The organism is Streptomyces sp. LX-29, from assembly GCF_029541745.1.
Lineage (GTDB): Bacteria > Actinomycetota > Actinomycetes > Streptomycetales > Streptomycetaceae > Streptomyces.
This window is the reverse complement of the sequence record NZ_CP089746.1, coordinates 5,898,437-5,924,136: the sequence shown is the minus strand read 5'-3', so window position 1 is coordinate 5,924,136 and position 25,700 is coordinate 5,898,437. Positions and strand designations below refer to the sequence as shown.

The window sequence follows — 25,700 nt, the reverse complement described above, 5'->3', positions numbered from 1 at the left end:
CAAATGGGTCATGCTTGAGAAATCCCGGCTCCCTATGGTCGGCGACAGCGCGACCCCCGCAGATGGAATGCGCCGCCGAAGCAATCCCCGTCCCCTGCGGCCGGGCTAGGAGGAGTTGGATGTTCCAGAACGCTGACGAAGCTCGGAAGTTCATCAAGGACGAGGACGTCAAGTTCGTCGACGTCCGTTTCTGCGACCTTCCCGGCGTCATGCAGCACTTCACGGTTCCGGCGGAGGCATTCGACCCGGACGAGGAGCTGGCCTTCGACGGCTCGTCGATCCGCGGCTTCCAGGCCATCCACGAGTCGGACATGGCGCTGCGTGCGGACATGTCGACCGCGCGTGTCGACCCGTTCCGCCGGGACAAGACGCTCAACATCAACTTCTTCATCCACGACCCGATCACCGGCGAGCAGTACAGCCGTGACCCGCGGAACATCGCCAAGAAGGCCGAGGCCTACCTCGCCTCCACCGGCATCGCGGACACCGCGTACTTCGGCCCCGAGGCGGAGTTCTACGTCTTCGACTCGGTGCGCTTCGAGACCACCGCGAACCGCTCGATCTACGAGATCGACTCCGAGGCCGGCGCCTGGAACACCGGCGCGCTGGAGGACAACCGCGGTTACAAGGTCCGCTACAAGGGCGGCTACTTCCCGGCCCCGCCGGTCGACCACTTCGCCGACCTGCGCGCCGAGATCTCCCTGGAGCTGAACAAGGCCGGCCTCAAGGTCGAGCGCCAGCACCACGAGGTCGGCACCGCCGGCCAGGCGGAGATCAACTACAAGTTCAACACCCTGCTGGCCGCGGCCGACGACCTGATGCTCTTCAAGTACATCGTGAAGAACGTCGCCTGGCGCAACGGCAAGACCGCCACCTTCATGCCCAAGCCGATCTTCGGTGACAACGGCTCCGGCATGCACGTCCACCAGTCCCTGTGGACCGGCGGCGAGCCCCTCTTCTACGACGAGCAGGGCTACGCGGGCCTCTCCGACACCGCCCGCTACTACATCGGCGGCATCCTCAAGCACGCCCCGTCGCTGCTGGCCTTCACCAACCCGACGGTGAACTCCTACCACCGCCTGGTCCCCGGCTTCGAGGCCCCGGTCAACCTGGTCTACTCGCAGCGCAACCGCTCCGCCGCGATGCGCATCCCGATCACGGGCTCCAACCCGAAGGCCAAGCGCGTCGAGTTCCGCGCCCCGGACCCGTCCTCGAACCCGTACCTCGCCTTCTCCGCCCTCCTCCTCGCGGGCCTCGACGGCATCAAGAACAAGATCGAGCCGGCCGAGCCGATCGACAAGGACCTCTACGAGCTCGCCCCCGAGGAGCACGCGGGCGTCCCGCAGGTCCCGACCAACCTCTCCTCGGTGCTCGACGCCCTGGAGGAGGACAACGAGTACCTCCAGGCCGGCGGTGTCTTCACCTCCGACCTGATCGAGACCTGGATCGACTACAAGCGCACGAACGAGATCGCCCCAATCCAGCTGCGGCCGCACCCGCACGAGTTCGAGCTGTACTTCGACATCTAAAGAGCGGGGCCGGGTGACCTGGGCGGAAGCCCTGGAATCAGGCTGTGACCTGCGAAAACTCGTCTCAGTAGTTCTCGCTGTTACCACTGACTTTCCACCCTCTTGTGCACCGCGTGTGCACCGCCGGCCAATTCTCTGACTTGATGTCAGGAATGACAGTGAAGGCCACTACCCGGCATCCGGGGTAGTGGCCTTCACGGCTTGATCCACTCCGAGGCGAGCACCCTGCTCATCGACCACCACAAGAGGATCAAATGATGGAGGGTGTGGGCTGACCTGTGAATTCGCTGCAAGACCCCTGCGGACCGGGAGATCAGTCGTAGTGGAGGCCGCCGTCCTCGTCCATCGTCGGATGCATCTGTGAAGGGCCGTATTCGTCAACGTCTGTGCGACGCGGCGGCTCCGGCCCATCCGGGCCGCAGCGGACCAGCCGTTCGACACGGCAGATTCGGTACAGGTAGTCGCCGACGCGCACTTCATTGGCGTGACCGGCGGCCTTGAACTCCTCGGCCGCCTTGATGCACGCGGCTTTCTCATGCTCATCGAGCTGGCGGAGCTCAGGCCACCAGGTCTCGGTCATCGCGCCGTGCAACAGATCCCGTGCATCGTGCGGGGTGGCCATCATGGCGCCACGCGGCCGCCACCCCTCCCCGTTGCCTTCCACAACGCCGAAGCCGACGGGGAGCAGGACAATCTCCGGACAGGCTGCTGCCGCCCGCTGCGAGTCCGCGCGTACGTCGACGGGGAAGTGGGAGCCGGTGTAGGCGAAATCGCGCAGGCCCAGCTTCATCGCGCCTGCGAACAGGCCGTCGTCCTGGCCGGGGTCGAGGACGAAGCCCACGTCAGGCGAGGGCGTCGTGTGGTGCGCGCCCCATGTTCTGTCGGCCGGTTCCCGGTCACTGGGGCGGGGTGGCTCCAGCCCGCCCTCCCCGCTGCGCGCGAACGCATCGCCGCGCACCACCCGGTAGCGCACGCCGAGGACCTCCACCTCGTTGACCGGCTCGCGTTCCAGCACGGCCACGGCCGCCAACAGCTCGCGCCGTACGGCGGGGTCGTCAGTGTCGCCCCTGGCCTTGAACCACAGGTGCGAGTTCAGCTCGTCCCGCGCCTGTTGAGGCGTCCCGTTCACGACCGGCAGCAGAAGACGCCAGTCCGGACCGACGGCGGGGTCCTGCACGGCGACACCGAAGACGGGCCCCCGCAAGGCCACATATGGGTACCGTCGCGAGGCGTTCACCGCATCGGCCTCAACCACCCAAGCGACAGGGTCGTCGCGGCGGACCAACTCTGCGTGAAGGGCATCAAGACGTCGCTTCCAGTCGTCAACCATGCGCACATTGTCATGGCTTCGGATGCGGGCCCAGGCCGAATCCGCCAGGTCGGCTCTGGGCGCGACGCCGACGGCAGCGTCGAATCCATCTGACTGTGGCTCGTCGGACAAACCCCGGGGTGTTGGTGGCGGCTGTAGGCTCTGCTGGGGCGTGTGGCACGAACGGGGGAGAGCATCTCGATCATGTACGTAACCCAACTCATGGCAGTGACAACCGGCCCAGCTGGCACGCTCGTTGCCGCCATTACCACGTGCAGCGCCGAGAAGACGCACCTCAAAGGCGCCACCGGTGCAAGGACGTTCATCGGTGGTGACGTTCACAGTGGCGTAGCCTTTAACTACGGCGGGACTCCAGATGGTGGACGTTGAGAATCGGGAACAGCACAACCACGGGTCCGGCACGTTCGTGGGTGGCAACGTCCACGGCGGGATATGGCATATCTTTCTCCCGCCCTACGGCAAGAAGCAGTCCAGTGATCAACCGCCGACCCAGCGACAGCCTCCACGGAGCGATGAGGAGACGGATGACTACGAGGATCTCAAGAGCCCTCTGATCGGCTCTGCGTTAGCCGCCGCTATGAGCGGTCAAGCCACTGTGCACGAAGCGATGGGCTGGCCCTGGTCCGACGGCGCATCGCCTCCAGGTATTGCTGAACGCGCCATCGGTGGGTTAATTTTCCTATACCTCTTTTTGGCTGCCGTAGCCACTTTCTTCGCTCGTCTCGCCCAGGTCTTTGAACTGTGGTCCGAGCAGTGCGCCATTACCGCCACGCAGAGCAGAGGCCGATGGGTCGCCCGGCCACCCGCACTCATGGCCAGGACCGCGGCGACTCTGTCCGCCACGGTAGCCGTCATTGCCGAGGTACTTGCATCTCTCTACGGCTGGCGCTCTTTCGGAGGCGAAGTCTCACGGCGCGCTCGCATCGCCCGTCTCAATGCAGACTCCAACGCAAAGTCGGCCCGGGCCGCCGTAAAGAGACGTCAGGCGTAGGTTGCGTCCAGGCGCCTACCCGGATCCGCCGGTCAGGTACTTGCTTCGGTGGAGAACAGCGCGGTGCAACTGTCCCCTCACCCTCGATGATGCCCTTCGGGAAGGAGCGCTGTCTGATCGGCGAGCAGGCGGCGGGGCAGCGCGATCCCGTTCGGAGCTCCAGACCTAGCGCCCCACGAGGTAGGCCACAAGTGCCGCTCCCGCTCCGGCTCCCCACAGGAACGAGTGCCACTGCGCCTTCCGGTCAATAATGATCTTTGGTGGTGGCGGTGCCACTGTGCGCTCGACGCGCTCCGCTGCACTGTTCAGCGCGTCTGTGATGTGGTCCAACCGGCTGAAGGGGCCCCTGCTCTGCAGCCGGTCCATGTGCCCAGTCACTCCCGCCAGGGAGCTATGGACGCCCTCGAACCGATCGACAAGTCTGCGTAAATCATCAAAGTCCAGCCGCTTGGCTGCTTCGCTCAGGGTCTCGGCCGCATCAGTCAGCTGGCGCGCGACGGTTGGGTTGATGCTCTCGCCAGCAGACATGAGCGAGCTGGCGACATCCGCATTGATGTTGCGGCCCGCGCGCCCCAGCTCATAGGCAACGTCCTCGTTGATGTTTCGGGCCGCCCTCCCGAGCGAGGCCGCGACATCCGGGGAAATCACGCCGTCTTCGAGAGCCTTGGTGAGCAGCCTCGCGAGGGCAGGGTTCTGTTTGGTCATCTTCGCCAGCAGAGCTTTGGTCTTGGCATCGACCATCTCGAAGTGGATGCCACCATGGTTGTCGCCGCCGATGAATGTCCCGGACCCATGGTTGTGCTGCCCGCGAGGGGTCTCCCCTTTGGAGTCGGAACCCGCCACTAGTTATCCCCGCCGTTGACAGTAACGCCGCCGTGGTTGTCACCGCCGATGAATGTGCCGGACCCATGGTTGTGCTGGGAACCGATGTTGACCGTCTTCGTGCCAGAAGGCGTCGCTGAGGCCAGGGCCTCTATATCTGCCCGAGCATCGGGACAAGCTGCGAGGAAGGCGGTCAGGAAGCCAGTCCACCGTGCGGTGACGTCTGCCTGGGTGACTGTGTGCTGTGCCAGTGCAGCAGCGTCCTCGTCCAGCGTGCGCAGGGCGTCGGACTGCTGCTGTGCGGTTCCACGCCGAAAGATCGCGCCGAGCCGGGTGCGAAGGGCATCTGCACGCCCTTGGAGTAGGTAGGCGACGACGTTGCTGGCGGCGCCGGTAGTGATGGCTATGGCTGCTGCGTCGAGCATGTGGAGATCCTCCCGGGGCGGGCGTCGAGCCCGCTGTTGATGCATCCATACTGGATTGATGTCCCCCTCTTGGGGAGCGGTGCTTGCTAACCTCCCACTGACTTCACGGAGTTAGTTGAAGTCCTTCCCCTTGGATAGCCTGGACCGCAAGCGAACAACCGCGGGATCACGTCCATTGCCGGTGTGCCCGGGACAGACTGCGGTGCCTACTCGTATGCCCATACGCTGCCAGTCTGGCGATACTCCTCCACGGGGATCGGTGCGACGCCGGTCCTCATGCGGGCGGTGTAAAGCAGCCCGTCGAGGTGGTCGATCTCGTGGTGGATCAGGCGGGCGAGGCCGCGGTCGTACACGGTGGTCACGGTCTCGCCGGTCGGGGTCGTCGTCTCGACCGTGATCTTCAGCGGGCGGGGGACGACGCCGCGGACGTCGAAGAAGCTCAAGCAGCCCTCGTACTGTTCGTCGGTCTCATCGGAGCTGGTGGTGATCCGCGGGTTGAGCAGGATGATGGCGGGGGCATCGCCGGGCGGCTGGACGACGGCGGCGGCTCGCCCGATGCCGATCTGCGGGGCCGCGATGCCCATGCCCTTAGCGAAGGGGTGGACCTGGCCGATCCGCTCCATCGCGGCGAACAGCTCGTCCGTGATGCGCTCGGCCTCGTCGCGTTCGGAGGGAAGGTCGAAGGCACGGGCGGGTTCGGCGAGGATGCCGGCGCCGTACTGGACGACGCCAAGGTCTCGCATCTGCTGGCTGGGCCGCACGTCAATCACCTGAACTCCTCTTGATCCGTGTCGCGTTCGGGCCGTGCTCGAAACCGCCATTCCAGACGGTACCGAGCGTGCAGGGCGGGCGTGGTCGTGATCCACGTGAATTGCCGGAGCTCGCCGTCGTCGCCGCGTACCGGAGGGGTCCGCAGCGGAGAAGCTTCGGCGGTCATGGAGGTCTCGGTTCCCCACACGACCGGGTCGAGGGCAGCGGGAAAGACGAGTTGGACTTCCAGTTGTTCGGTGGGCAGGCGGACGGCCCGCTGGAACCAGTTGCCCCACTTGTCGTCGCCGACGGTGTAGGCGTACTCGATCCACACGGACTCGCCCGGGTAGAGCGGGAAGCGTCCGTGTTCGTTGTCGAACAGCAGCCAGACTTCCTTGAAGGCGTCGCGGTCGTGCTTGGCCTGCCAGCACATTGTCTCGCCCCGGCAGGTGGCGGTGAGGTCGAGTTCGGCCCAGGTCAGCGGGTGGGCCCGGTAGTGCGCGTTGGACCGCTCGGGGTCGCCGGGGTAGCGGTCGACGGAGATTCGGATCAGGTAGCGGGTCACCGGCTCCTGGCCAGTGTTCCGCAGCAGCCGCCGCATGGTGAGCCGGTACGAGCGGCCGTCGTACTGGAGCCGGGCGGCGTCGTGTTCGACGACGAGGGCGGAGCCGGTCGCATACGGCTGTTCGGGCCTGCGCGGGGTCGGCGGGGCTACGGGAGGGCGCCGGACCCGCGTTTCCCTGGCCTTGGCTTGCTCGTAGTCGCACCAGCGTCGCCAGATCGCCTTCCCGGCGTTCAGGGCATCGTCGGCGAGCCGTGCGAACTCCTCGCTGGGCTTATGGCGGCCAGACTCCATGTGGCTGACGTACGACGGGTCGAAGCCCATGGCTCGCGCCAGCGCGCGCTTGGACATGCCGCGTACTTCCCGCCACCGCGACACTTCGGCGGCGAAGTGCTCTGCCGCCTGCTCGGCGGTGATCTCCTCGTCCTGCGTGCCCATCGAAGCCCCGCCCCGCGTCATCGTTGGTGAGCATGAATGAACCGTGAGTGATCCCAGTTCATCATCCCGTCACGGTCGGCGTCGCCGCTTTCCTTCCCTCACCGACCCGGATCGACCCGTCCGGGCAGATGAGGGAGGCGACGCGCCATGCGGGTGCTGTACCTGCTGAACATCTCCAACCCCGATCGGCTGTCTGCGGACTCCGGGTGGATCTTCGCGGACTTGCTCGCCCCGGCCTTGGCGGACGCCGGGGCGGAGGTGACCATCGCGGCTCCGGCTCCGGCCAGGGACGCCCGCTGTGGCTTCCACCGGACGAAGGTGCCGGGGACGAAGTACCGGGCCCGGTTCTCGACGGACATTGACGAGCTGGTGGCGCTGATCCAGGCCGAGCAGCCGGACGCGGTTGTGGCCAATCAGATCGAGGAGGCTCCGGCTGTCCGCACCGCCTTGCTGGAGGCCGGATCGGACGCGCTGCTGGCCGGGTTCTGCCACTACCTGCCGTTCTCGCTCGCTGACGGCGGTCAGCTCGTGCTCGACCCGTCCCTTGACGACGCGGGGCTGGGGAGGCCGGTGCTACTGGCGTTCGCTGCCGGGCTGGCTGCGTGCGACCGGGTGATGGTCCACTCCTCCACGGCCGCCTCCTGGGTGTCGGCTGCCGCCGCTCGCATGACTGTGGAGTTCGGCGACCGTCTGCGCGTGGTGCCAGCCCCACGGGACGAGCGCCTAGTGCGCGACCCCGCCACCGTTCGCAGCGGGCCCGAGGCCGGGGCGATCGGGGTCTACAACCACCGGCTGTACGCGCACTACGGCACCGAGCAGTTCGTGCATCTCGCCCGCGAGCTGGTGGCCTCCAGCGTTGTCCGGCTGCGGGTCATGGACTTGTTCGGCACGCGCAGGGCCGAGCGCACGGGCCTAGACGACAGCCCCGAGAAGATGCGCGACCGGCTCGCCGCCCTGCCGCACGTCCAGGTCGTCTCCGACCGAGGCGACCGCGTCCGCTACAAGAAGCTGCTGGTCGGCGCCCGCTTCGGCATCGCCCCGTTCAGGCCCGGCTGCCCCTGGTCCATGAGCGTGATCGACTGCCAGGGCATGGGCCTGCCGGTCATCTCCCCGCGCCTGGGCTGGCTCGCCGAGCACATCGATCCAGAGCTGTGCTTCACCACCTCGGCCGAGGCCGTGGCCTTGGCCGAGCGGCTGGCCACGGACGACGAGTTCCACGCCGTGCACGCCAAGCGCGCCCATGCCTCCACCGCCGAGTTCGCCCCCGCCCTCGTGGCGGCCCGCTACCTGGAGGCCATCTCGTGACCGAGTACGACGCGGTCTTCCTCTCCTACGACGAGCCGATGGCCAACTCCCTCCACGCCCGCACACAGCGAACGCTCGGCGGGTCGGTCAAGCGCCTGCACGGCGTGCACGGGATGCGCCGGGCTTACCGGCTGTGCGCCGAGGTCGTCGACCGCGAGCAGTTCTTCCTCGCCGATGGCGACTTCGCCATCGACACCGGCTTCGACCCGGCCGCCGTCGAACCGCTGGACGAGGGGGTGTCCATGCGGGTGTGGCGGGCGGTCAACCCAGTCAACGGCCTGTCCTACGGCTACGGCGGGCTGAAGCTGATCCGCCGCAGTGCTCTGCGCGAGATGGGCGAGGCCGTGGACATGCTCGCGGCACTGCCCGGCCGCATCGAATTCGCCGACCAGACCGCCGGGATCACGCGCTTCAACCAGAGCCCCTTCCATGCCTGGAAGGCGGGTTTTCGGGAGTGCGCGATGCTCGCCCGCGGCAGCGAGTACGGGATGGCCGACGACGATGCCCGCCAGCGGGTGGCGGCGTGGACAGCCAGCCGGGACGGGGAGTTCGCCCCGTATGCCGCCGCCGGGGCCCGTGAGGGCGTCGCCTTCGCCCACGAGGCAGCCCGCGATGCGAAGCGGTTCGACCATCTCAACGACCCGTCCTGGCTGCGGGCCCGGTTCACCGCCAGCCACGGCGATCAGGCGGTGTCCGGATGACCGGCTCGCTCGTGCTCATCGAGCCGTATGCCGACCGCTTGGGCGGGCACCACCAGCGAACACTGGTCGCGCTCGCCCAGGCCCGGCCGGGCAGTCTCGTCATCACCCCGCACGGGGCCGCCCGCGAGACGGTAACGGCGCTGCGCAAGGCCGGCGCCCGGTTGGTGACCGCACCGTCCGGGTGGCCGGGGGCCGTGCTGCTGGCCGCCTCCCACCTTGCGGCCGGACTCTCCAGGGCCGGGCAGCTGGTGTTCCGCTCAGGCCGCTGGCCCCGCGTCCTGCGGCGGCTGCCGCACCAGGTCACCCTGGTAGCCCGGTGCCTTGCGGAGGCGTCCGCGCTGCGGACCGCCCGCCGTCTGGAGCCCGGAGCCGAGGCGGTGGTGATCCTGACCGCGAGCGAGGCCCTGCATGGGGCCGCCGCCCTCCTTGGTGGCCAGCCGCACCTACGGTTCATCCACGAACAGGTCACCACCGAGGACGCCGTGGTGCGGCTACTCGGCCGACTGGCCCGCCGGGGCGAGCGCCGCGTCCTCGCGGTCTACCCGACACCGGCTGTCGCCGATGAGTTCGCCGCGGCCTTCCCTCACCTGCCTGCGGTGGTACGTGCCTTCGCGGTCGACGACGGCCACCGTCTCACCGACGCCGAACGCGAAGGCGGCCGGGCGGCCTTCGGCATCCCCACAGCCGAAGCCGTGGTGTGCCTGGTGGGCGGCTGGTGGCCGTACAAGGACATCGCCACCGTCGACGCCGCCCTGGCCCGCTTGAAGGAGCCGCTGCACCTCATAGTCGTAGGCGCCCCGCTCGACGAGGCCGTGCTGGACCGGTGGCAAGCACTGCCAGCTCTCCGCCTGCATACCGTGCCCGGTCCCGTCGCCGAATCGGTGCTGCGCCTGGTGTACGCCGCCGCCGACGCTGCCCTGGTTGCCCGGCAGCCCGGTGTCGGCAAGGAATCCGGGCTCGTGATGGACGCCGCCCGCCTCGGCGTCGCCCTGATCGTCTCCGATCACGACCCCGCCCTCACCGCCCGTCTTCGCGGCCAGCCCTGGGCCATCTCCTTCCCCGTCGGCGACTCCGACGGCCTCGCCGACGCCCTGCACGCCGTCGTCCGTCAGCCACCCCCACAGCCCGGTCCCGAGGCGCCCCGCCTGCTGGGAATGCGGACCGCCGCCGGGCAAGCCGACTTCCTCACCCACGCCTTCGCGTCACTGCATACGAAGGAGTCCCCATGCTGAGCACGCCTCCTGCTCTGATCGCCATCGTCGGTCCCGTGGAACCGGCCCTGCTGACCGCTTGGACCACTCACTACCGCGCACTCGGCGTCGAGGACTTCCACCTCGCCTTCCACTTCCCCGACCACGTCCCCTATGCCTGGCAGCACCAGCTCCTGGCCACTATCCGCGGCCTCGGCATCGTCCCCGCGAAGATCAGCACCGGCCCCTGGCACGAGCACACCAACACCCAGCTCCGCGATGCCCTGCGGGAGCAGGCGGGGCCCGGCTGGCACCTGCTCGCCGACGCCGACGAGTTCCACAGTTACCCCGCCCCGCTCCCGGAGGTGATCGCGGCCGCCGAAGAGGCTGGGCGGCAGGTGGTGGGCGGGTTGATGCTCGACCGCGTCGCCGCGGATGGCCGCCTGGCCCACTGGCGGCCCGAGACCGGCCTGGACCGCGCCTTCCCGCTCGGCGGCCACCTCACCCACCGCCTCCTGCACGGCGACCCCCGCAAGATCGTCCTCGCCCGATCCGAGGTGCCGGTGGCCTCCGGCAACCACCGGGCTCCCAGCCACAAGCCGGACCCGGACGCACTGGCCTGCGTCCACCACTTCAAGTGGCGCATGGGCGTCCTGGACGACCTCCAGCGGCGGGTGGAGAAGTTCACCTCCGGCGACTGGGCCGAGCACACCCCGGCCGTGCGGGAGGAGGCCGACCGCCTGCTCGATCACATCGACCGGCACCACGGCCGCATCGACGTGGCCGACCCCCGCCTGGCCTTCCGCCGCGTCAGCCTCGACCGACTGCCGACCGGCTGGACGGCCGAAGCCCGCACCATCGCCACCCGCTGGCGCCCTCATGCCGCAACCAGCCACCGGTAGCTCCGCCAGATCGGACAGAATGGGCACCTGGGCACCTGGGCACCTGGGCACCGGCAGGAAGGGACCGAACGTGAACACCGCCGCACCGCTGGCCGTGCTGCTGGTCGGCATCACCGGCTCCGGCAAGACCACCGTCGCCCAGGCCCTGGCCGCACGCGGCATGATCCGCCTCTCTGTGGACGAGGAGGTCCACCGCCTCCACGGCCGCTACGGCGTCGACTATCCCGAGCACACCTACTTCGAGCGCGAGCGCCCCGTGGTCGAGGCGATCCGGGAACGGTTCGTCAAGGAGCTGGAAGCCGGACACGACGTCGTTCTGGATCACGGCCTGTGGCGCCGTGACGAGCGTGACGCCTGGAGGCGGGCCGCCCGCGAAGCGGGCGGCCACCCCCTCGTGATCTACCTACCGGTCGACCGGGAGGAACTGTTGCGGCGCCTCGCCGAACGCAACCAGCGCGGGGACGCCAACGCCCTCACTGTTACACCGGAGGCCCTCGACGACTTCTTCGCCCGCTTCGACCCTCCGGAAGACGACGAAGAAGTGATCGTCTACACCGGAGATCTGGGAAGGCTCGTGACGCCTCTGTCCGCGACCAGGCAGCGCTGAGCAGGCCCATGATCGCTATCGGCGTCGGCCGCGTTCCGCAGACGGTTCGCCCACCGTCGTAGGCGCGAGCTGCGGTGCCTGCGCGATGGGCCGGGTGCTGCGGACGCTTTGCCTGCGTGCTGCCTGTACGCGCCTGTTCGGCTGGGCGGTGATGCGCCAGTTGAGGACTTCGGCGGGGCGCTCGGCTGTGTCGAGTTCTCGTCGGGCGGCTACTTCGGTGAGGAGGTGGCGGGGGTTGTGGCCGGCAGTTTCGGCGCGGGCGAGGGTGGTGGTCAGGGCAGGCCAGGCGGGGTCGGCGAGGATGCGGTCTGCGTGGTCGGGGATGGCCGCGCGCAGATCTTGCTCGAAGCGGTGAGCAGTTGTGGCGCGCGGGGCGCGGCGGGCGAGGTCCGCCAAGACCGGCTCGGCGGCCTGGCGGTAGCTGGCTTGGAGGTGGCGGACGGCCTGTTCGGCTGCGGCTGCCTGCTGTTCGTGGCCGCGTCGTGCGTGCCAGTGGGCGGCGGCGCGGGCCAGGTGGAGGGCGGCGAAGACGAGGGCGATGGCGAGTCCGCCCGGAATGTTGGGGGCGTAGGTGAGTTCCTTGGCGGCTTCGCGCAGTTCGGTGGCGGCTTGGTGGTCTGCCCGGATCGCCGAGCGGCGGGCTCGGTTGAACGCTTGGGCCGCTGCTTGCAGTTCGGTCTGGTGTGGGCCGGGTGTGGCGCGGGCCAGGTTGAGCAGGGTGTCGCCGAAGGCTTCCAGGTGGCCCTGGGCTACGGCGTCGTCGCCCGCGTCGAAAACGGTGCGGGCTGTGCGCACGGCGGATTCGGTGCGGCGCCACGTGTCGGCCGGGTCCGCCACCGGTTGCGGGCAGTCGGCCACGTCCTGGGTGGGGAGGCGTTCGCGCAGTCGGTTGTAGGACAGGTCGGGGGCCAGGCTGGAGCCGCCGTACCAGATGGTGTCGCCGGGTGCGGCCAGGCTGTAGCCGGTCACCTCCCCGCTCTCGGGACCGATGCGGGGCTTGACCCGGATACCGAGCGAGCCCAGCACGGTGAAGTAGTCGTCGATGCTCCGTACGGCGGCGGCGACCGCGTACGCCTGCTCGCGCAGCCACTCCCGTGTGGCCTTCTCCTGGCCCTGGCGTTCGGCCTTGGCGCGTTCGGCGCCGGTGGGCGTCTTGGGTGCGGTGAGGTCGCCGGACTTGAGGCGGCGCAGCCCGAACTCGGCCTCGATCTTGCGGCACTCGGCCTGGGCGCGCTGCCCGTCGCGGTTCGTACGCGGGCGGCGACCGTCGGCACGGACGGTGGTGGCCATGATGTGGATGTGGTCATCCGCGTGCCGCACCGCGATCCACCGGCACGCCTTCTCGTCGCCCTCGGGCGCGATGCCGGTGGCCGCCACGATGCGGCGGGCGACATCGGCCCATTCGGCGTCGGTCAGGTAGCGGTCGCCGGGTGCAGTGCGTACCGGGCAGTGCCACACGTGCTGGGGTGGCTCCTTGCCGCCCAGTTCGCGGGTGCGCAGGTCGACGTGGTGGTCCAGGCGCTTGGCGAGCTGGGTGTAGGTGGCGTTCGGGTCGCGGCCGGGGTCGGGGGCGCCGGTCATGTCCCAGGCGACGACGATGTGGGGGTCGGTGTGCTCGTCCCGGCGGCCGGGGCCGAAGAGGTAGGCGATCAGGCCGCGGGTGTCGGAGCCGGTGGAGACGTCAGGCACCATGGCTGGCCCCTTCCGCCAGGAGCTGGTCGATCAGCCCGTAACTTGCCTCGGCGGCCTGCTCGATGCGGTCAAGGACAACCTCGGCTCGCTCGGGTATCGCGCCGGAGTGGATGGCGCCCGTGATCTGGTTGAGGTTGGTGCCGATCCGGTTCAGCGCCTTGGTGTGTGCCTCGATGGCCTCCACCAGCGGGCGGATCGGGTCGTCCTCGGGGCTGCCGACCATGCCCGCCTTGCCGAGCGCGACCGCCAGGGCGGCGTCGCCGACGAACCCGGCGAACGTCAGACGGCGTCGCTCGGCCTCGGCGTCGATGAGGCGGACCGCGGTCGGGGTGAAGCGGATCTTCTTCTCCTGGTCACGCTTCTCGGTAGTGCGCTTGCGGTTCATCCGCACGGGCAGCGTGGGGGCGTCCGGCTCACGCCACGAGGGCTGCTCAACAGCTGCGGGCGGTTGGGGATCGGCAGACGGCTCGGCGTGCGGGGCGATGGAGTGGGCGGCGGGCTGCTTGGCGCTGTCGGCGTCAGACGTGGTGCTGGGCTCGGCCGCCCCCTCCCCAGGCTCGGGTGCCCGCTGGCGCACGGCCCTCTCCTCCCCCGTCACCCCAGGGGCGGGGGCAAGCGCGGACGAAGCCCCTTTAGGGGCTCGTTCGCTCCAGCTTGCTGCTGTTCGTCGGCCCAGGCCGAACCATCCCCAGCGGCGGGAGGAGGTGGGGTTAGTGTCGTTCTCAGTGTGCATGGTGTGTCCGGTGGTGAGGGGTAGGGCTGTGTCACGTCCGTCGCATGCGTCGCATGCCTGGTCAGCACAGGTACGCACACGAGCCCAGGTACGGAAAAGTGCGTCCCGGCGAGAAAGTCCGTCCCCGCGCTGACCTGCGCGGGGACGGTTGCGACGCAGTGATACGGACTACGCCCCTGGTGGGATCAGATAGTTCGCTTCGGCCCGGTGGGACCACCGGGCGGGCCGATGGGCAGCGAACCCGCCGGGGCGGCGGGCGGCTTGCCCTGGGCCGGTCGGGCAAGCGCGACGCCGTGTGCGGGCTCGGGTGCCGCCTCGACGAGGTCGGGGCAGTTACGTGCCCAGGCATCGAGGAACCGGTTGCGCATGTACGCCTTGGCCTGCCTGCCCTTGTCGAACCGGTAGTTGGCCGAGCCGATGTTGAAGTCCCGCAGCAAGTTGCCCAGGTGGTAGGCGTTCAGCCCCTTGGTGCCGTACTCCGCCCACGGGGCGTCGGCGTCCTGGATCAGGGCGGCGACCAGGTCCTGGGTGGCCAGGGCCTCGGGATTGTCCGCCTGCGCGAAGATCCGGTGGATGTCGCGCAGCAGCCGCGTTTTCAGGCTGCTCTGCTCGTCCTGGACCGCCTCGTGCCGGGTCATCGCCACGCACGCGGCGCGGGCGCGTGCGGGCCAGTGACCTCCCGCCAGGTCAGCAATGATGACCAGCGGCTCCCAGGTGTCCGCCGCCCGGTCCTCCACCGGCATCTGCGGCACCATGCGAGCAGCCTGACCGCGCAGCGGAGTCAGCCAGGCGGCCAGCCGGTCACGCAGCGCGTGGAGTTCCGGCACCGAATACCGCAACCGGAACGGGGTGACCTTCTCGCCCATCTTGCGCTTCTGCATCCGCAGCACGACCGCCCGATCCATGATCGTGTCCGGCAGGTCGCCGATCCCCGCGATCGCGGCCATGGCGAAAGTCGGGTACGGGGTCGGCTTGTGTTCCGGCCCGGAGATGCGCCAGGCGGGCCGGTTGCGCTGGTGGCCCGCATTGAGCAGGCCGCGCAGGTCCTCCTTGTCGCCCGTCTTGGGGCCGAAGATGGTGTCGGCCTCGTCCACCAGCAGGGTGGGCGGGTTCTTGCCGATGACGCGGAAGATGACCGCCGGGGAGGTGTTCACCGTCATCATCGGCTGGTGCACGGTCTCGTGCAGCACGTCCAGGACGCGGGACTTGCCACAGCCCTTCGTCGGGCTCACCACCGCCAGGCGCGGCGCGTGCTGCAGCGCGGTCTGGATGTGGGAGGCCGCCGCCCACAAGGTGAGCGCGGTCAGCGCCTCCTCGCTAGGCAGCACCACATACTTGCCGATCACCGTCCGGAACTCATCCAGTAGGACGGCTCCCTCACCGGAAGTCTGCTCTGCGTGGTCCGCCGGTCCGGACGGCTCTCCCGGACCCGGACGCGGGGCTTGGCCCGGTCCGTCAACCTCATCCGGTGGCTGGAGGTTGGTCCGCTCACCGGCAGGGATGCCGGTCTGCTCCCGGTCGTGCGGACCGGAATCCGCCGGCTGGTCCGAACCCCTGCGGACCACCGGACCAGCGGGAGCGGACCGCTTCACCTCGTGCGGACCATCCTGGTCCGCAGCATGTGATCCGGTCCGTACGCCGCTGACCTGCAATTCCTCCGCAGATGTGGATATCCGGTCAGGCGCAGGGATTCCGGTCAGTGCGCCTTCGGCGGACCGGTCCGCGACTGCCGCACACTGCGGACCAACCTGCGGACCAGAGCCGTCCGGCGCGTGCGGTCCGGCGGACCGGTCTAAGGGCGGCACCAAGGACGAACCGAAGGACCGCTACGTCCCCCTCGACGAGGACTTGGCGACGCTGCTGCGCGAGCACATGCGGGAGTTCCCTCCCGTTGAGGTCACGCTGCCGTGGCTTGAGAAGGGCGGTGACTTGGTCACCGTGCGCTTGATGTTCACCACGCGCGAGCGCAAGGCGCTCAACAAGAACTACTTCAACTACCTCTGGAAGGCGGCCCTTGAGGCTATCGGCGTCATCATGGCGGTGAACGACAAGCCGGTCGGCAAGGGCCGCAAGTGGGAGGAGTGCCGCGACAAGATGATGCACGCGCTGCGGCACCTGTTCGCCTCCGAGGCGATCAACGAGGGCGTCGACGTTTACACGCTCGCCGATCTGCTCGGCCACGAGGATCCAGCTTTCACGCTGCGACGGTACGTGCATCGCATCAAGGGCGCTGCCGAGAAGGCCCGCAAGGCTATCGGCAGGCGGCATCAGATGGCGGCGTAACACCTGCGGACCGACTGTGCACCGCACAGTCGTGGGGCCTGTCGAGGCTGCTGGTCTTCCAATCCACGGCCAGCATCCGCAAGGATGAAGCTATGAGCGCATAAATCTTTCGATGGCTCCCGACGAAGTCTCAGAGAGAACGACGCCTTGCACCAGCTCGTCATTCGACTGCTGGTACCGCAAACACCCCCTCATGATCAACCAACTCGGCAGCACCAGAAGAAACAACGCGAACGCTTCGTACTGCAACCCAATGACGATGACCGTCCCCAGGAGCGCGATACCGATGCTGACGCGGAAGTCAGCCTCAGCGGTAGTACGCGAAACCTCCTCATACCTTACGCGCGTGCTGTGCCGGAGACGGACGACGAGCTGATCACGCTCTGCCGTAATCTGCTGCATGAGACTTTCGGCTTCTGCCTGGGCTTGAGGACCTTCAAGCCCCTGCCTCTTAGCGTTAACCTTCTCCCGCACGTGATCACGTAGGTCATCTAGCGCTGGTTCGGATGCCCATTTGACTTCGATGCCAGGCACATGGTTAACGATCTTCAATGCCGTACCCGCCCCCATCTCCGTCATCGCCCCTAGGAGGTAGGCAACGACGCTCATGGCCGCCAGGGAGGCCGGACGCCCTACCGCGTCAGACAAATCGTAAAGGTCGCCAAAGAAGCCTGACGCCGCCTTTTGGGACGGGATTCGATCGTGGATCGCGAGCCAGGCCGTTACGAGCCATACGTAGCCCACCGTCAGAGGCGTCCTGAAGTCTCTCAAGCCAGGCAATAGATTCGTCAACACATCGGCAGGCTATGGCTTCCGCACAGGTCAGCGCTTCGTTCTTCGGCCTAGACTTCTACCCACTGCACTCTGAACGCCTCACCAAGAGCCCTGCGCGCACGCCATGCTCGCGGGACCCTTTGAGACACAGTGGTTCCCCGTCCGAAACGGCATGGAAGACCGCATACCGAGAGCCACACTTCCTGAGTAGCGGCGGAATCGAGCCACTGGCCATGAGTGCGACCTTCTCTTTGGCATGCTCCTCGCCCAGACTCTCAGCATCTGGTCGAGAGACGGGCAGGGGGAAGCGTGACGAGGAAGCGCAAGCGCCGGTTGGCTGCATGGAGGAGACAGGACCGGCGGAACGCGACCTTGGGCAGTGGTGCGTTCGCGCTGATCTTGCTGGCAGCGTTCTGGTCACAGATCTGGCCCTATCTCGTAGGCATCGCCGTGCTCGGCGGTGTCGGCGGTGCCGCTTGGTGGCTCTGGCGCACGGACCGGCTGGTACGGGGCCGGGACCAGCGGTGGCGGGACGACGAAGCGATCCGCGTCGGTCACCGGTCACTGGCCGAGGTGGATGCGATGAGCTGGCAAGAGTTCGAGCGATACGTCGCAGGGTTGTGCCGCCGCGATGGCTGCACGGATGTCGAGGTGAGCGGCAAGTCCGGCGACCTGGGTGCAGACGTCATCGCCACCCTGCCCGACGGCCGGCGCCTGGTCGTCCAGTGCAAGCACTACGCCCCGCACCGGTACGTAGCCAGCGGCGACATGCAAAAGTTTGTCGGCACGGCCTGGCTACACCACAAAGCCGACGTAGCAGTGTTTGCGGCCACCTGCCCTTTCAGCAAGGCCGCGCTTGCCCTCGCGGTCCAGCACGGCGTGCTCGCCGTTCACCGCGACCTACTGGGCGTGTGGAACACGGGCACGCCACTGCAGGCCATGCTGCCGCTGAACGGCGCTGGTCAAGGCGATCGCGCCCACCGCAAGCGTTGGAAGGATACTTACCGCGCCTGAGTGCCACCGCCGCCGTATAGACACCGGGCCGTATACCGGGAAACGGCAGCCTGATGCGGCGGAGCGCGGGTGCCTGCCCCCCCCGGGCCCCGGTCGAGCGGGTGCGCGTCCGGGGCCCGGGGGCAGCGCGCTTAACAGCGGCTTCCGCCCAGGCGTGGTCAGCGCTTCTTGGTCTTCTTCTTCTGCCGCGGCGTCCACTCACCTCGGTGGAGTTGGCAGCGGGAGTAGCCGATCATCGCTGGGTTCTGACACGGCTTGCCGGTCGTGGTCTTCGTCGATCCGCACTTGACTTGCTTGCCCATTGGCCCTCCCGCCCCGTCGGTGCACTGGACGCATCGTCACGGACAGGCATGCTCGGCGTCCTCCGACCCACCGTTATCGGCTGATTCGAAGCCCCGGGCGACTGGATGCCAACGCCTGCTACGGCCGCCGGGATTGGGTCCGACGTCAGGTCCACGCCAACAGATGCTTTGCCCAAGGCGGAGCCTGCCCGGCATCGGCGGCTTACGTCAGTGACGGGGGACGCGTGCCGTGCACCAGTTGTGCACCGGCCTGCCCATCAGCGGGATATCTGTGCACGTCAGAGCGTTCCTCTACCTCTACTTCGACATCTAAACGGCAGTGCGGGCTCACCTGGGCCTGAGGTCCGGAGACGTGCTATGACCTGTGGGAACACTGATCAGCAGTTCCCGCTGCGCTTGGCTGTTCTCCAGGGCCTTGGGCACCGGGTGCGCACCGGTCACGCAGGCACCTGACCTGCCGTCACATTCGCCACGAAGGCCGCCATCTCCGAGGAGGAGGTGGCGGCCTTCGTGGCGAATGAATCAGCCGCGCTGTTCCCGACCGGGCAGCGAAATACGGAGCCGCGAGCCTGCGCCTCGGCTCCGTCAAGGATGGGGCAGGTATCGGTTCAATCCAGGACGGCGAGGTGGTCGGCGGCGCCCCCGCGCCACTCGATCAGGAAGAGGGTCGCGTCGTCGCTGGTGCTCCCGCCCCGCTCCTGTTTCAGGGTGTGGGAGAGCGAGCGCACCACCGCCCGTACTCCCTTCTCCGTGTGCTCGATGCGGTTGACCCAGTGGATGAGCTGCTCCTCGCCGAACTGCTCTTCGCCGGCTTCGTGCTCCTCGATCAGGCCGTCGGTGAAGCACAGCACCTGGTCGCCACGTTCGAGCATCTGCTCGCTGACCTGGGGCTCTTCACCCCCGAAGCCGACCGGCAAGGTGGTCGGGCTCTCCAGTTGCCGGAGAACCCGGTGGTTGCGGATCAGTAGTGGTGCGGGGTGTCCCGCGTTGACCCACTGCAGGTGGCCCGTTGCGACGTTCAGACGCATCATCTGCGCGGTGACGAAGTGTTCGGGCCCGAACTGCTCGGCGACGGCCCTGTCCATGAAGGCATAGATCTCGGACAGGCCGATGCCGGCACGTCTGGAGTGCCGGTAGGCCCCGATGGCGACGGTGGCCATCGTGGCGGCGTTCAGGCCATGGCCCATCGCATCAACCACGGCCACGTGCAGGATGTCTCCGTTGAGCGCGTAGTCGAAGCTGTCGCCGGCGACGTTGTAGGCGGGCTCCAGAATTCCGGCCACCGCGACCTGCGGCAGGGACATCGCCAGCGGCGGGAGCAGAGACCACTGGATCTCCGCGGTCACGCTCATGGACTCGCGGCGCCGGGTGAGGAAGAACTGGTCGGTGTAGCCGTGCTTGGTGACCAACAGGTCGGCGATCAGTCCCGCGAGCCTGCGCAGCAGGCGCCGGTCGTCGTCGTCGACGGTCTCCAGGGTGAGGGCCAGGACTCCCACCTGGTCGCTACCGTCCAGCAACGGCAGATACATCCGGACGCTGTCGGCCTGCGGTACCTCGACGGGGGTCGCGTTCAGGAAGGCCGTGCCGGCGTGGGAGTCGCCGATCGGCTCGGGCTCGCCGATGCTCAGCCCCCTGCCTGGCAGCGGCACGAGCAGGAGCTGTGCATAGTCCTGCAGGAGGATCGAGATGTCCCGGCCACCGACCCGGGCCACCTCTTCCGCGATCAGCGGGGCGATCAGCTGAGGCGGCATCTCGTGTGCCCGGTCCAGCAGCACCCCCAGCAGCCGCTCACCGAACCCCTCCGACCGGTCCACCGCGCCCTTGCCGGCCTGCCGCTCACTCTCCGCCATCGCCGCGCCCTTCACCCGTCGGCCCGATGCCGCCTTCACCTGCTGAGCCGACTGTCCCCAACGAGGCGATCTCAGGCAGCCTGCTTGTTCGGCTCCGGGCTTGCTCGACCGCCACACGGACCTGGTCCGTTCGTTCCCTGCCGTCGCGCCGACAGTGCACAACGGCCCCGGTGTATACACACCGGGGCCGCCCTTCCGGGTCGGTTGCACGTGAGAGTGCACCGGCCCACTGACCATGCTATGCCTATACCGCTTTTCCGGCATAACGGATTCTTGGATGATGCGACCTTCAGCCGGAAAGGGCTTCAGCGCCGTGTCACCAACGGCGCTCCTCTTCGGCCTCCATCAGCCGGATTCCCTGATGTGTCAGCGTGACCATCGCGGGCGTGTTTCCCTGTGCCCAGTCGACCGTGACGAGCCCCTCGCCCGCCAGGTATGCACACGCCGCGGCCAGATCCTGCTCAGGCATGTGCAGGTCGCCGCGCAGCTTCGCCCCGGTGACGCCAAGGAGGCGATTGCCTTCCGTGGCCTCGTACAGGGTCTTCATGATCGCTTCGCGGTAGTTCTTCCGCTCGTGGAGCGTTGCCATGATTGCCCGCCCATTCATGCGGGGCGCCTACGGGTCATGCGGGGCACCTACGAGGGTCCTTGCCTCAGACCTCGTCCGTCTGTGCGCGGTTCTGCTCGGAGGGCCGACTGGCTTCCAACCAGGACCGCGCGGGCTCCGCCGTGTGCCTGGTGTCCAGGGTGAGGTGGAGGCGGGTACCGCCGTCGCTGCCGGCGGGGTAGCTGCGCTGTTCGGTGGCGGCGAAGCAACGGCGGAGTACCTCAGCGACTCGACGGGCGGCCTCGGGAGACGCGGCGACGATGCGTACCTCGCTACGCTCGCCCGACGGTGGTTCCGGTGGCTTCATGGTGGCCTCGTTCGTCGGGGTGATGTGCCGGTGGGCGGGCGCCGTGGCGCCGCACCCACCGCCCCCGGTCAGGAGAAGGGTCCGCGTCATCCGGCGCCCTCTTCGGGTCGCTTGCGGCGAGGAGCGGCGGCGGGAGAACCGGCATGCTCTGCCGGCCGCCGGCCCTTCCGGCTCCGTCGGCCGATTCCCGGCAAGGTGTCGCCGTAGTGGAATGCCGCGATCCGCTCGTCGTGCTGGCCATTGAGCAGATGGATCAGCAGCACTCCTATGACGATCATGGCGAGGATCACGGACACGGTGATGGCGATCTCCATGACCTCACATCCCTCGGGCGCAACTCATGGGACCGATCGGGTCCGGGTTCCCGGCCGCCGCCGCGGCGTGCCCGCCTTCCGTCTCCCACTCCTCTTCCCGGGCCAGCGACTCCCTCGCCTCACGGGAGGTGTCCTCGCGCGACATCAGGGCGCTGGCGGTGAGGAAGCCGCCGGGGGTGGCTGCGGCGGACATCAGTCGGGCGGCGGCGGCCGCACCGGTCTCTGGCGGGATCACCAGCAGGTCCCAGCGGCCTGCGGTGTAGGAGAGGAGGATCAGCTTGTGTGGGTCCTGCTCATCGGAGAACCAGCCCACGTGCAGCGTGTGCCCCGCCACGGGCACCTTGCGCGGGATCATGGGCCAGTGGGTCGGGTTCACCGTGACACGCGTGATCCGGCCCCAGCGCGCGTCCAGCACGTCGATGAGGGCGGGGAGTTCACGGGAAAGATCGCGAGACCGAGGCCACCAGGCACCGTCCAGCAGACCCGGGGCTGACCCCGCCGGGGTCATGGACATGCGGGCCGGTGGTGAGGTCACACGCTCGTTGAAAATCGTACGGTCGATGGTCGCGGTCATCGCGCGGACCTATCTCCGGGGCTCGTCTTCGACGTCCCGGTGTTGTTACTCGCCGAGAACGACCCGGCGTGGGAGCCGGTGTGCGAAGTACTCCCGGTGCCTCCACTGTACTCCGGGCACGGTCCGGTGAACCCGCGCGTGACCAGCCTTTTCACCGGGAACTCGGGTCTGGAACCGCGGCGCGCAGGTGAGCCTGGGCGGGGCTCACGGAGTACGGTGAAACCGGCAGTGGCCCAGACGTCATCCCAGGCGATCAACGAGCGCATGCCGAACCCAGACGGGGGAGCACACCATGTCCGACGCCGAACCCCCGCGTGAAACGAAGCTTCTGCCGGACGCGATCCACCAAGCCGAAACCTGGAACCGCCCCGCTGCGGCCGGAGACGACACATGCCGGGCAGCCATGGCCCGGGCCGTCAGCACCGACAACGCCACGGCCGCGCAGATCCTCATCGACACCAGCACCGGCCGGACACGCCCGATCGCCACGGAAGCCCCGCAGACGGGCCGGAAACGCCGCGATATGAGGTGACGCAGATGGCCATGGCCCTCTTTCTCCTGCTGATCGTCGTGGCGATCGTGCTGGGCATCATCGGAGCGGTGACCGAGGGACTGTTCTACCTGCTGATCATCGGCATGATGGTGCTCGTTGCCGACCTCGTCTTCCTCCGCATACGCCTCGGCCGCCGGCGCGCAGGGAAACACCGTGTCCGGTGACCGGGGGGCCGATGGTCTACGACAGGGGCGACGCGCAAGCCAGCCGCCCGACAAGGGATTGCGGGTATCTCCCCGTGCCCAGTCGACCGCGATGCGCCCCCTGGCTTGGCAGACATGCGCAATGCCACTCACTCGTGGCGGGCACCGACGGGGGTCCTTATCTCAGACTTCGTCCGTCTGGGGACGGTCCTGCGCGGAGGAACGACTGGCTGCCAACCAGGACCGCGCCCGCTCTGCCGTGCGCGTGGTGTCCACGGTGAGGTGGAGGCGGGTTCCGCCGTCGCTGCCGGCGGGGTAGCTACGCTGTTCGGTCGCAGCGAAGCAATGACGGAGTACCTCTGCGACCCGACGGGCGGCCTCGGGAGACGCGGCAACGATACGCACCTCGGCCCGCCCGCCCGAGGGGGGTGGTTCCGGTGGCTTCACGGCGACCTCGTTCATCGGTAGACGTGCCGGTGGGCGGGCGCGGCACCGCGCCCACCGCCTCCGGCCAGGATCGCGCATGAGGTCCTCGCTCGCCATCAGACCACTGGCGCTGAGGAGCCCTCCGGGCGTGGCTGCGGCGGACATCAGTCGGTGTCGGCGACGGCTGAAAAGTGGACCAGTAGCGACGCTTGAAAGTTGACCCCCTCCAGGGGTCTGGCTCGTTGAGCCAGGCCGGGAGGAGTGGTGATCAGCGTGGAGGACTGGGCGGAGATCCGTCGGCTTCACCGGGCCGAGCAGATGCCGGTGCGGGCGATCGCAAGGAAGCTGGGGATCTCGAGGAACACCGTCCGCAGGGCGATCGCGGACGACGCGCCGCCGAAGTACCAGCGGGCGCCGAAGGGCTCCATCGTGGACGCGGTCGAGCCGCAGATCCGCGAACTGCTCGAGCAGTGGCCGGAGATGCCCGCGACGGTGATCGCCGAGCGGATCGGCTGGGACCGCGGGCTGACGGTGCTCAAGGACCGGGTCCGAGACCTGCGGCCGGCCTATCGGCCCGCGGATCCAGCCTCGCGGACGGTCTATGAGCCGGGCGAGATCGGCCAGTGCGACCTGTGGTTCCCGCCCGCCGACATCCCGCTCGGCTTCGGGCAGGTCGGGCGGCCGCCGGTGCTGGTCATGGTCGCGGGCTACTCGCGGTGGATCACCGCCCGGATGCTGCCCTCCAGGTCGGCGGCCGACTTGATCGCCGGGCACTGGCGGCTGCTGACCGAGCTGGGCGCCGTCCCACGGGTGCTGGTCTGGGACAACGAGGGTGCTGTGGGCTCCTGGCGGTCCGGGGGACCTCAACTGACCGACGAGTTTGCCGCGTTCGCCGGGCTGCTGGGCATCAAGTTCCTGCTCTGCAAGCCCCGGGATCCGGAGGCCAAGGGGCTGGTCGAACGGGCCAACGGCTATCTGGAGACGTCGTTCCTGCCCGGGCGGGTGTTCACCTCGCCGGCCGATTTCAACATTCAGCTCGCCGACTGGCTGACCAAGGCCAACCGGCGCATTCACCGCAGCCTGCAGGCTCGTCCGGCGGACCGGCTGGAAGCGGACCGCTCCCGGATGCTGGCCCTGCCGCCGGTCGCCCCGCCGGGCTGGTGGAAGGCATCGCTGCGGCTGCCCCGGGACCACTACGTCCGCCTGGACACCTGCGACTACTCGGTGCATCCACTGGCCGTCGGCCGCCGCATCGAAGTCACCGCGGACCTGGACCAGGTCCTGGTGACCTGCGACGGCGTCGAGGTCGCCCGGCATGCCCGCAGCTGGGCTCGCCACCAGACCATCACCGACCCGGACCACGCGGCCGCTGCCGCAGCCGCACGGAAGAAGGCTGCCAGCACGAAGGCGGCGCCAGTGGACGTGACGGAGGTCGAGGAACGGTCGCTGGAGACCTACGACCGGATCTTCGGTGTCATCGACGGCGGGCTGAGCACGGGCGAAGGGGCAGCGTGATGAGCACGAAGAACGGCACGAACCAGGCCCGGACCAGCCGCGACGTCGGCTCCGAACTGATTTATCTGACCAAGGCGTTGAAAGCCCCGGCCCTGCGGGATGCGGCAGCACGGCTCGCCGAACGGGCCCGCGACGAGAGCTGGAGCCACGAGGAGTATCTGGCCGCATGCCTGCAGCGGGAGGTCGCCGCCCGCGACTCCCACGGCGCCGAGGGACGCATCCGCGCGGCCCGTTTCCCCTCTCGCAAGTCGCTGGAGGACTTCGACTTCGACCATCAGCGGTCGGTGAAACGCGAGGTCATCGCCCATCTGGGGACGCTGGACTTTGTCGTCGGGAAGGAGAACGTGATCTTCCTGGGGCCGCCTGGCACCGGCAAGACCCACCTCGCCACCGGCCTCGGCATCCGGGCCTGCCAGGCCGGCCACCGGGTCGCCTTCGCCACCGCCGCCCAGTGGGTCACCCGCCTCGCCGAAGCCCACCAAGCAGGCCGGCTCAGCGACGAGCTGACCCGCCTGGGCCGGATCCCGCTGATCGTGGTCGACGAAGTGGGCTACATCCCCTTCGAACCCGAGGCAGCGAACTTGTTCTTCCAGTTCATCTCGGGCCGCTACGAACGCGCCTCGGTGATCGTGACCAGCAACAAGCCCTTCGGACGCTGGGGCGAGGTCTTCGGTGACGACACCGTCGCCGCCGCGATGATCGACCGCCTCGTCCACCACGCTGAAGTGATCTCGCTGAAGGGCGACAGCTACCGCATGCGCGGCCGAGACCTCGGACGGGTTCCCGCGGCCAACAGCGGGGAATGACCAACATCAACTGAGCAGTGGGGGGTCACTTTTCACCCGTCGGATGTGGGTCACGATTCACGCGTCGCCGACAAGTCGGGCGGCGGCAGCCGCCACCGGCATCCGGCGGGATCACCAGCAGGCCCCAGCGGCCTGCGGTCCCGGTGGTGTCTGCTCACCGAGAACGACACCGGCGTGCGCTCACGGAGTACGGTGAAAGGCAGCGCCCGGAGGTCATCCGAGGCGATCAACGAACGCTACGCATGCCGAACTCCG

At 68.4% G+C, this 25,700-nt stretch carries 28 protein-coding genes; 12 read left to right on the top strand and 16 right to left on the bottom strand.

Annotated features, from left to right (window positions below; translation table 11 throughout):
- The first annotated feature begins 119 nt into the window (after positions 1-119).
- Entirely contained in the window at positions 120-1,529 is a 1,410-nt protein-coding gene (gene glnA / locus LRS74_RS24955) for a type I glutamate--ammonia ligase (protein ID WP_277743105.1), read from the top strand.
- Between the two features lie 313 nt (positions 1,530-1,842).
- Here the strand turns inward: glnA and LRS74_RS24950 are convergent, their stop codons facing one another.
- The 5 genes from LRS74_RS24950 to LRS74_RS24930 all read right to left on the bottom strand — a co-directional run bounded on the left by LRS74_RS24950 (position 1,843) and on the right by LRS74_RS24930 (position 6,847).
- The gene (locus LRS74_RS24950) at positions 1,843-2,859 is read right to left on the bottom strand and encodes a DUF5954 family protein (protein WP_277743104.1); all 1,017 of its coding nucleotides are present in this window, start codon (positions 2,857-2,859) and stop codon (positions 1,843-1,845) included.
- 1,156 nt (positions 2,860-4,015) lie between these two features.
- On the bottom strand, positions 4,016-4,591 hold the full coding sequence (locus LRS74_RS24945; RefSeq protein WP_277743103.1) for a hypothetical protein: 576 nt from the start codon (positions 4,589-4,591) through the stop codon (positions 4,016-4,018).
- Positions 4,592-4,692: 101 nt separating this feature from the next.
- Positions 4,693-5,097 carry a hypothetical protein gene (locus tag LRS74_RS24940; RefSeq protein WP_277743102.1) on the bottom strand — a complete coding sequence of 135 codons (405 nt, stop codon included), beginning with the start codon at positions 5,095-5,097 and terminating at the stop codon, positions 4,693-4,695.
- Between the two features lie 206 nt (positions 5,098-5,303).
- Entirely contained in the window at positions 5,304-5,867 is a 564-nt protein-coding gene (locus LRS74_RS24935; RefSeq protein ID WP_277743101.1) for a peptide deformylase, read from the bottom strand.
- Positions 5,864-6,847, bottom strand: coding sequence for a helix-turn-helix transcriptional regulator (locus tag LRS74_RS24930; RefSeq protein ID WP_277743100.1), 984 nt, complete (start codon positions 6,845-6,847; stop codon positions 5,864-5,866). The genes LRS74_RS24935 and LRS74_RS24930 overlap by 4 nt, the downstream gene beginning before the upstream one ends.
- Before the next feature lie 147 nt (positions 6,848-6,994).
- Here LRS74_RS24930 and LRS74_RS24925 point away from each other — a divergent pair, with 147 nt between their 5' ends.
- The 5 genes from LRS74_RS24925 (at position 6,995) to LRS74_RS24905 (ending at position 11,552) form a co-directional block, all read left to right on the top strand.
- Positions 6,995-8,152, top strand: coding sequence for a glycosyltransferase family 1 protein (locus LRS74_RS24925; protein WP_277743099.1), 1,158 nt, complete (start codon positions 6,995-6,997; stop codon positions 8,150-8,152).
- A complete protein-coding gene (locus LRS74_RS24920; RefSeq protein ID WP_277743098.1) occupies positions 8,149-8,853 on the top strand; it encodes a hypothetical protein in 705 nt (234 codons plus the stop codon). Before LRS74_RS24925 ends, LRS74_RS24920 begins: the two co-directional genes overlap by 4 nt.
- Positions 8,850-10,085, top strand: a complete 1,236-nt coding sequence (locus LRS74_RS24915) for a hypothetical protein (protein ID WP_277743097.1) — start codon at positions 8,850-8,852, stop codon at positions 10,083-10,085. The genes LRS74_RS24920 and LRS74_RS24915 overlap by 4 nt, the downstream gene beginning before the upstream one ends.
- Positions 10,079-10,945: a glycosyltransferase family 2 protein gene (locus tag LRS74_RS24910; RefSeq protein ID WP_277743096.1), complete on the top strand. Its 867-nt coding sequence runs from the start codon at positions 10,079-10,081 to the stop codon at positions 10,943-10,945. Before LRS74_RS24915 ends, LRS74_RS24910 begins: the two co-directional genes overlap by 7 nt.
- Positions 10,946-11,015: 70 nt before the next feature.
- The gene (locus LRS74_RS24905) at positions 11,016-11,552 is read left to right on the top strand and encodes an ATP-binding protein (RefSeq protein WP_277743095.1); all 537 of its coding nucleotides are present in this window, start codon (positions 11,016-11,018) and stop codon (positions 11,550-11,552) included.
- 15 nt (positions 11,553-11,567) lie between these two features.
- Here LRS74_RS24905 and LRS74_RS24900 read toward each other — a convergent pair whose 3' ends face one another.
- The 3 genes from LRS74_RS24900 to LRS74_RS24890 form a co-directional block, all read right to left on the bottom strand.
- The gene (locus tag LRS74_RS24900; RefSeq protein WP_277743094.1) at positions 11,568-13,244 is read right to left on the bottom strand and encodes a mobilization protein; all 1,677 of its coding nucleotides are present in this window, start codon (positions 13,242-13,244) and stop codon (positions 11,568-11,570) included.
- Positions 13,234-13,977 carry a hypothetical protein gene (locus tag LRS74_RS24895; protein WP_347178162.1) on the bottom strand — a complete coding sequence of 248 codons (744 nt, stop codon included), beginning with the start codon at positions 13,975-13,977 and terminating at the stop codon, positions 13,234-13,236. Before LRS74_RS24895 ends, LRS74_RS24900 begins: the two co-directional genes overlap by 11 nt.
- Positions 13,978-14,162: 185 nt before the next feature.
- The gene (locus LRS74_RS24890) at positions 14,163-15,341 is read right to left on the bottom strand and encodes a DUF3631 domain-containing protein (RefSeq protein ID WP_277744920.1); all 1,179 of its coding nucleotides are present in this window, start codon (positions 15,339-15,341) and stop codon (positions 14,163-14,165) included.
- On the opposite strand from LRS74_RS24890, the gene LRS74_RS24885 reads away from it, so the two are divergent.
- On the top strand, positions 15,247-16,260 hold the full coding sequence (locus LRS74_RS24885; protein WP_347178161.1) for a tyrosine-type recombinase/integrase: 1,014 nt from the start codon (positions 15,247-15,249) through the stop codon (positions 16,258-16,260). The two genes, LRS74_RS24890 and LRS74_RS24885, sit on opposite strands and share 95 nt — an antisense overlap.
- A gap of 90 nt (positions 16,261-16,350) precedes the next feature.
- On the opposite strand, the gene LRS74_RS24880 is transcribed toward LRS74_RS24885, so the two are convergent.
- A complete protein-coding gene (locus LRS74_RS24880; protein ID WP_277743091.1) occupies positions 16,351-17,004 on the bottom strand; it encodes a hypothetical protein in 654 nt (217 codons plus the stop codon).
- 531 nt (positions 17,005-17,535) lie between these two features.
- Here LRS74_RS24880 and LRS74_RS24875 point away from each other — a divergent pair.
- Positions 17,536-18,048 carry a restriction endonuclease gene (locus LRS74_RS24875; RefSeq protein ID WP_277744919.1) on the top strand — a complete coding sequence of 171 codons (513 nt, stop codon included), beginning with the start codon at positions 17,536-17,538 and terminating at the stop codon, positions 18,046-18,048.
- A 158-nt stretch (positions 18,049-18,206) separates the two neighbouring features.
- On the opposite strand, the gene LRS74_RS24870 is transcribed toward LRS74_RS24875, so the two are convergent.
- From LRS74_RS24870 to LRS74_RS24845, 6 genes are all read right to left on the bottom strand, one after another.
- Positions 18,207-18,350, bottom strand: coding sequence for an HGGxSTG domain-containing protein (locus LRS74_RS24870; RefSeq protein ID WP_277743090.1), 144 nt, complete (start codon positions 18,348-18,350; stop codon positions 18,207-18,209).
- A gap of 608 nt (positions 18,351-18,958) precedes the next feature.
- Positions 18,959-20,200 carry a PP2C family protein-serine/threonine phosphatase gene (locus LRS74_RS24865; RefSeq protein WP_277744918.1) on the bottom strand — a complete coding sequence of 414 codons (1,242 nt, stop codon included), beginning with the start codon at positions 20,198-20,200 and terminating at the stop codon, positions 18,959-18,961.
- Positions 20,201-20,516: 316 nt separating this feature from the next.
- On the bottom strand, positions 20,517-20,789 hold the full coding sequence (locus LRS74_RS24860; RefSeq protein ID WP_277743089.1) for a hypothetical protein: 273 nt from the start codon (positions 20,787-20,789) through the stop codon (positions 20,517-20,519).
- Between the two features lie 64 nt (positions 20,790-20,853).
- On the bottom strand, positions 20,854-21,114 hold the full coding sequence (locus LRS74_RS24855) for a hypothetical protein (protein ID WP_277744917.1): 261 nt from the start codon (positions 21,112-21,114) through the stop codon (positions 20,854-20,856).
- An 86-nt stretch (positions 21,115-21,200) separates the two neighbouring features.
- The gene (locus LRS74_RS24850) at positions 21,201-21,428 is read right to left on the bottom strand and encodes a hypothetical protein (protein ID WP_277743088.1); all 228 of its coding nucleotides are present in this window, start codon (positions 21,426-21,428) and stop codon (positions 21,201-21,203) included.
- Between the two features lie 4 nt (positions 21,429-21,432).
- Positions 21,433-22,002 (bottom strand): DUF5994 family protein, encoded by a 570-nt coding sequence (locus tag LRS74_RS24845; protein WP_277743087.1) that lies wholly within the window; start codon positions 22,000-22,002, stop codon positions 21,433-21,435.
- A 292-nt stretch (positions 22,003-22,294) separates the two neighbouring features.
- On the opposite strand from LRS74_RS24845, the gene LRS74_RS24840 reads away from it, so the two are divergent.
- Together LRS74_RS24840 and LRS74_RS24835 are read left to right on the top strand one after the other, a co-directional pair.
- Complete coding sequence (locus tag LRS74_RS24840) at positions 22,295-22,534, top strand: hypothetical protein (protein ID WP_277743086.1); 240 nt, start codon at positions 22,295-22,297, stop codon at positions 22,532-22,534.
- 5 nt (positions 22,535-22,539) lie between these two features.
- Entirely contained in the window at positions 22,540-22,719 is a 180-nt protein-coding gene (locus tag LRS74_RS24835) for a hypothetical protein (protein ID WP_277745056.1), read from the top strand.
- A gap of 162 nt (positions 22,720-22,881) precedes the next feature.
- Here LRS74_RS24835 and LRS74_RS24830 read toward each other — a convergent pair whose 3' ends face one another.
- Positions 22,882-23,160, bottom strand: a complete 279-nt coding sequence (locus tag LRS74_RS24830; RefSeq protein WP_277743085.1) for a hypothetical protein — start codon at positions 23,158-23,160, stop codon at positions 22,882-22,884.
- Positions 23,161-23,388: 228 nt separating this feature from the next.
- On the opposite strand from LRS74_RS24830, the gene istA reads away from it, so the two are divergent.
- A complete protein-coding gene (gene istA / locus LRS74_RS24825) occupies positions 23,389-24,639 on the top strand; it encodes an IS21 family transposase (RefSeq protein ID WP_277738977.1) in 1,251 nt (416 codons plus the stop codon).
- Entirely contained in the window at positions 24,639-25,445 is an 807-nt protein-coding gene (istB, locus tag LRS74_RS24820; protein WP_277738976.1) for an IS21-like element helper ATPase IstB, read from the top strand. The genes istA and istB overlap by 1 nt, the downstream gene beginning before the upstream one ends.
- Positions 25,446-25,700 lie beyond the last annotated feature (255 nt).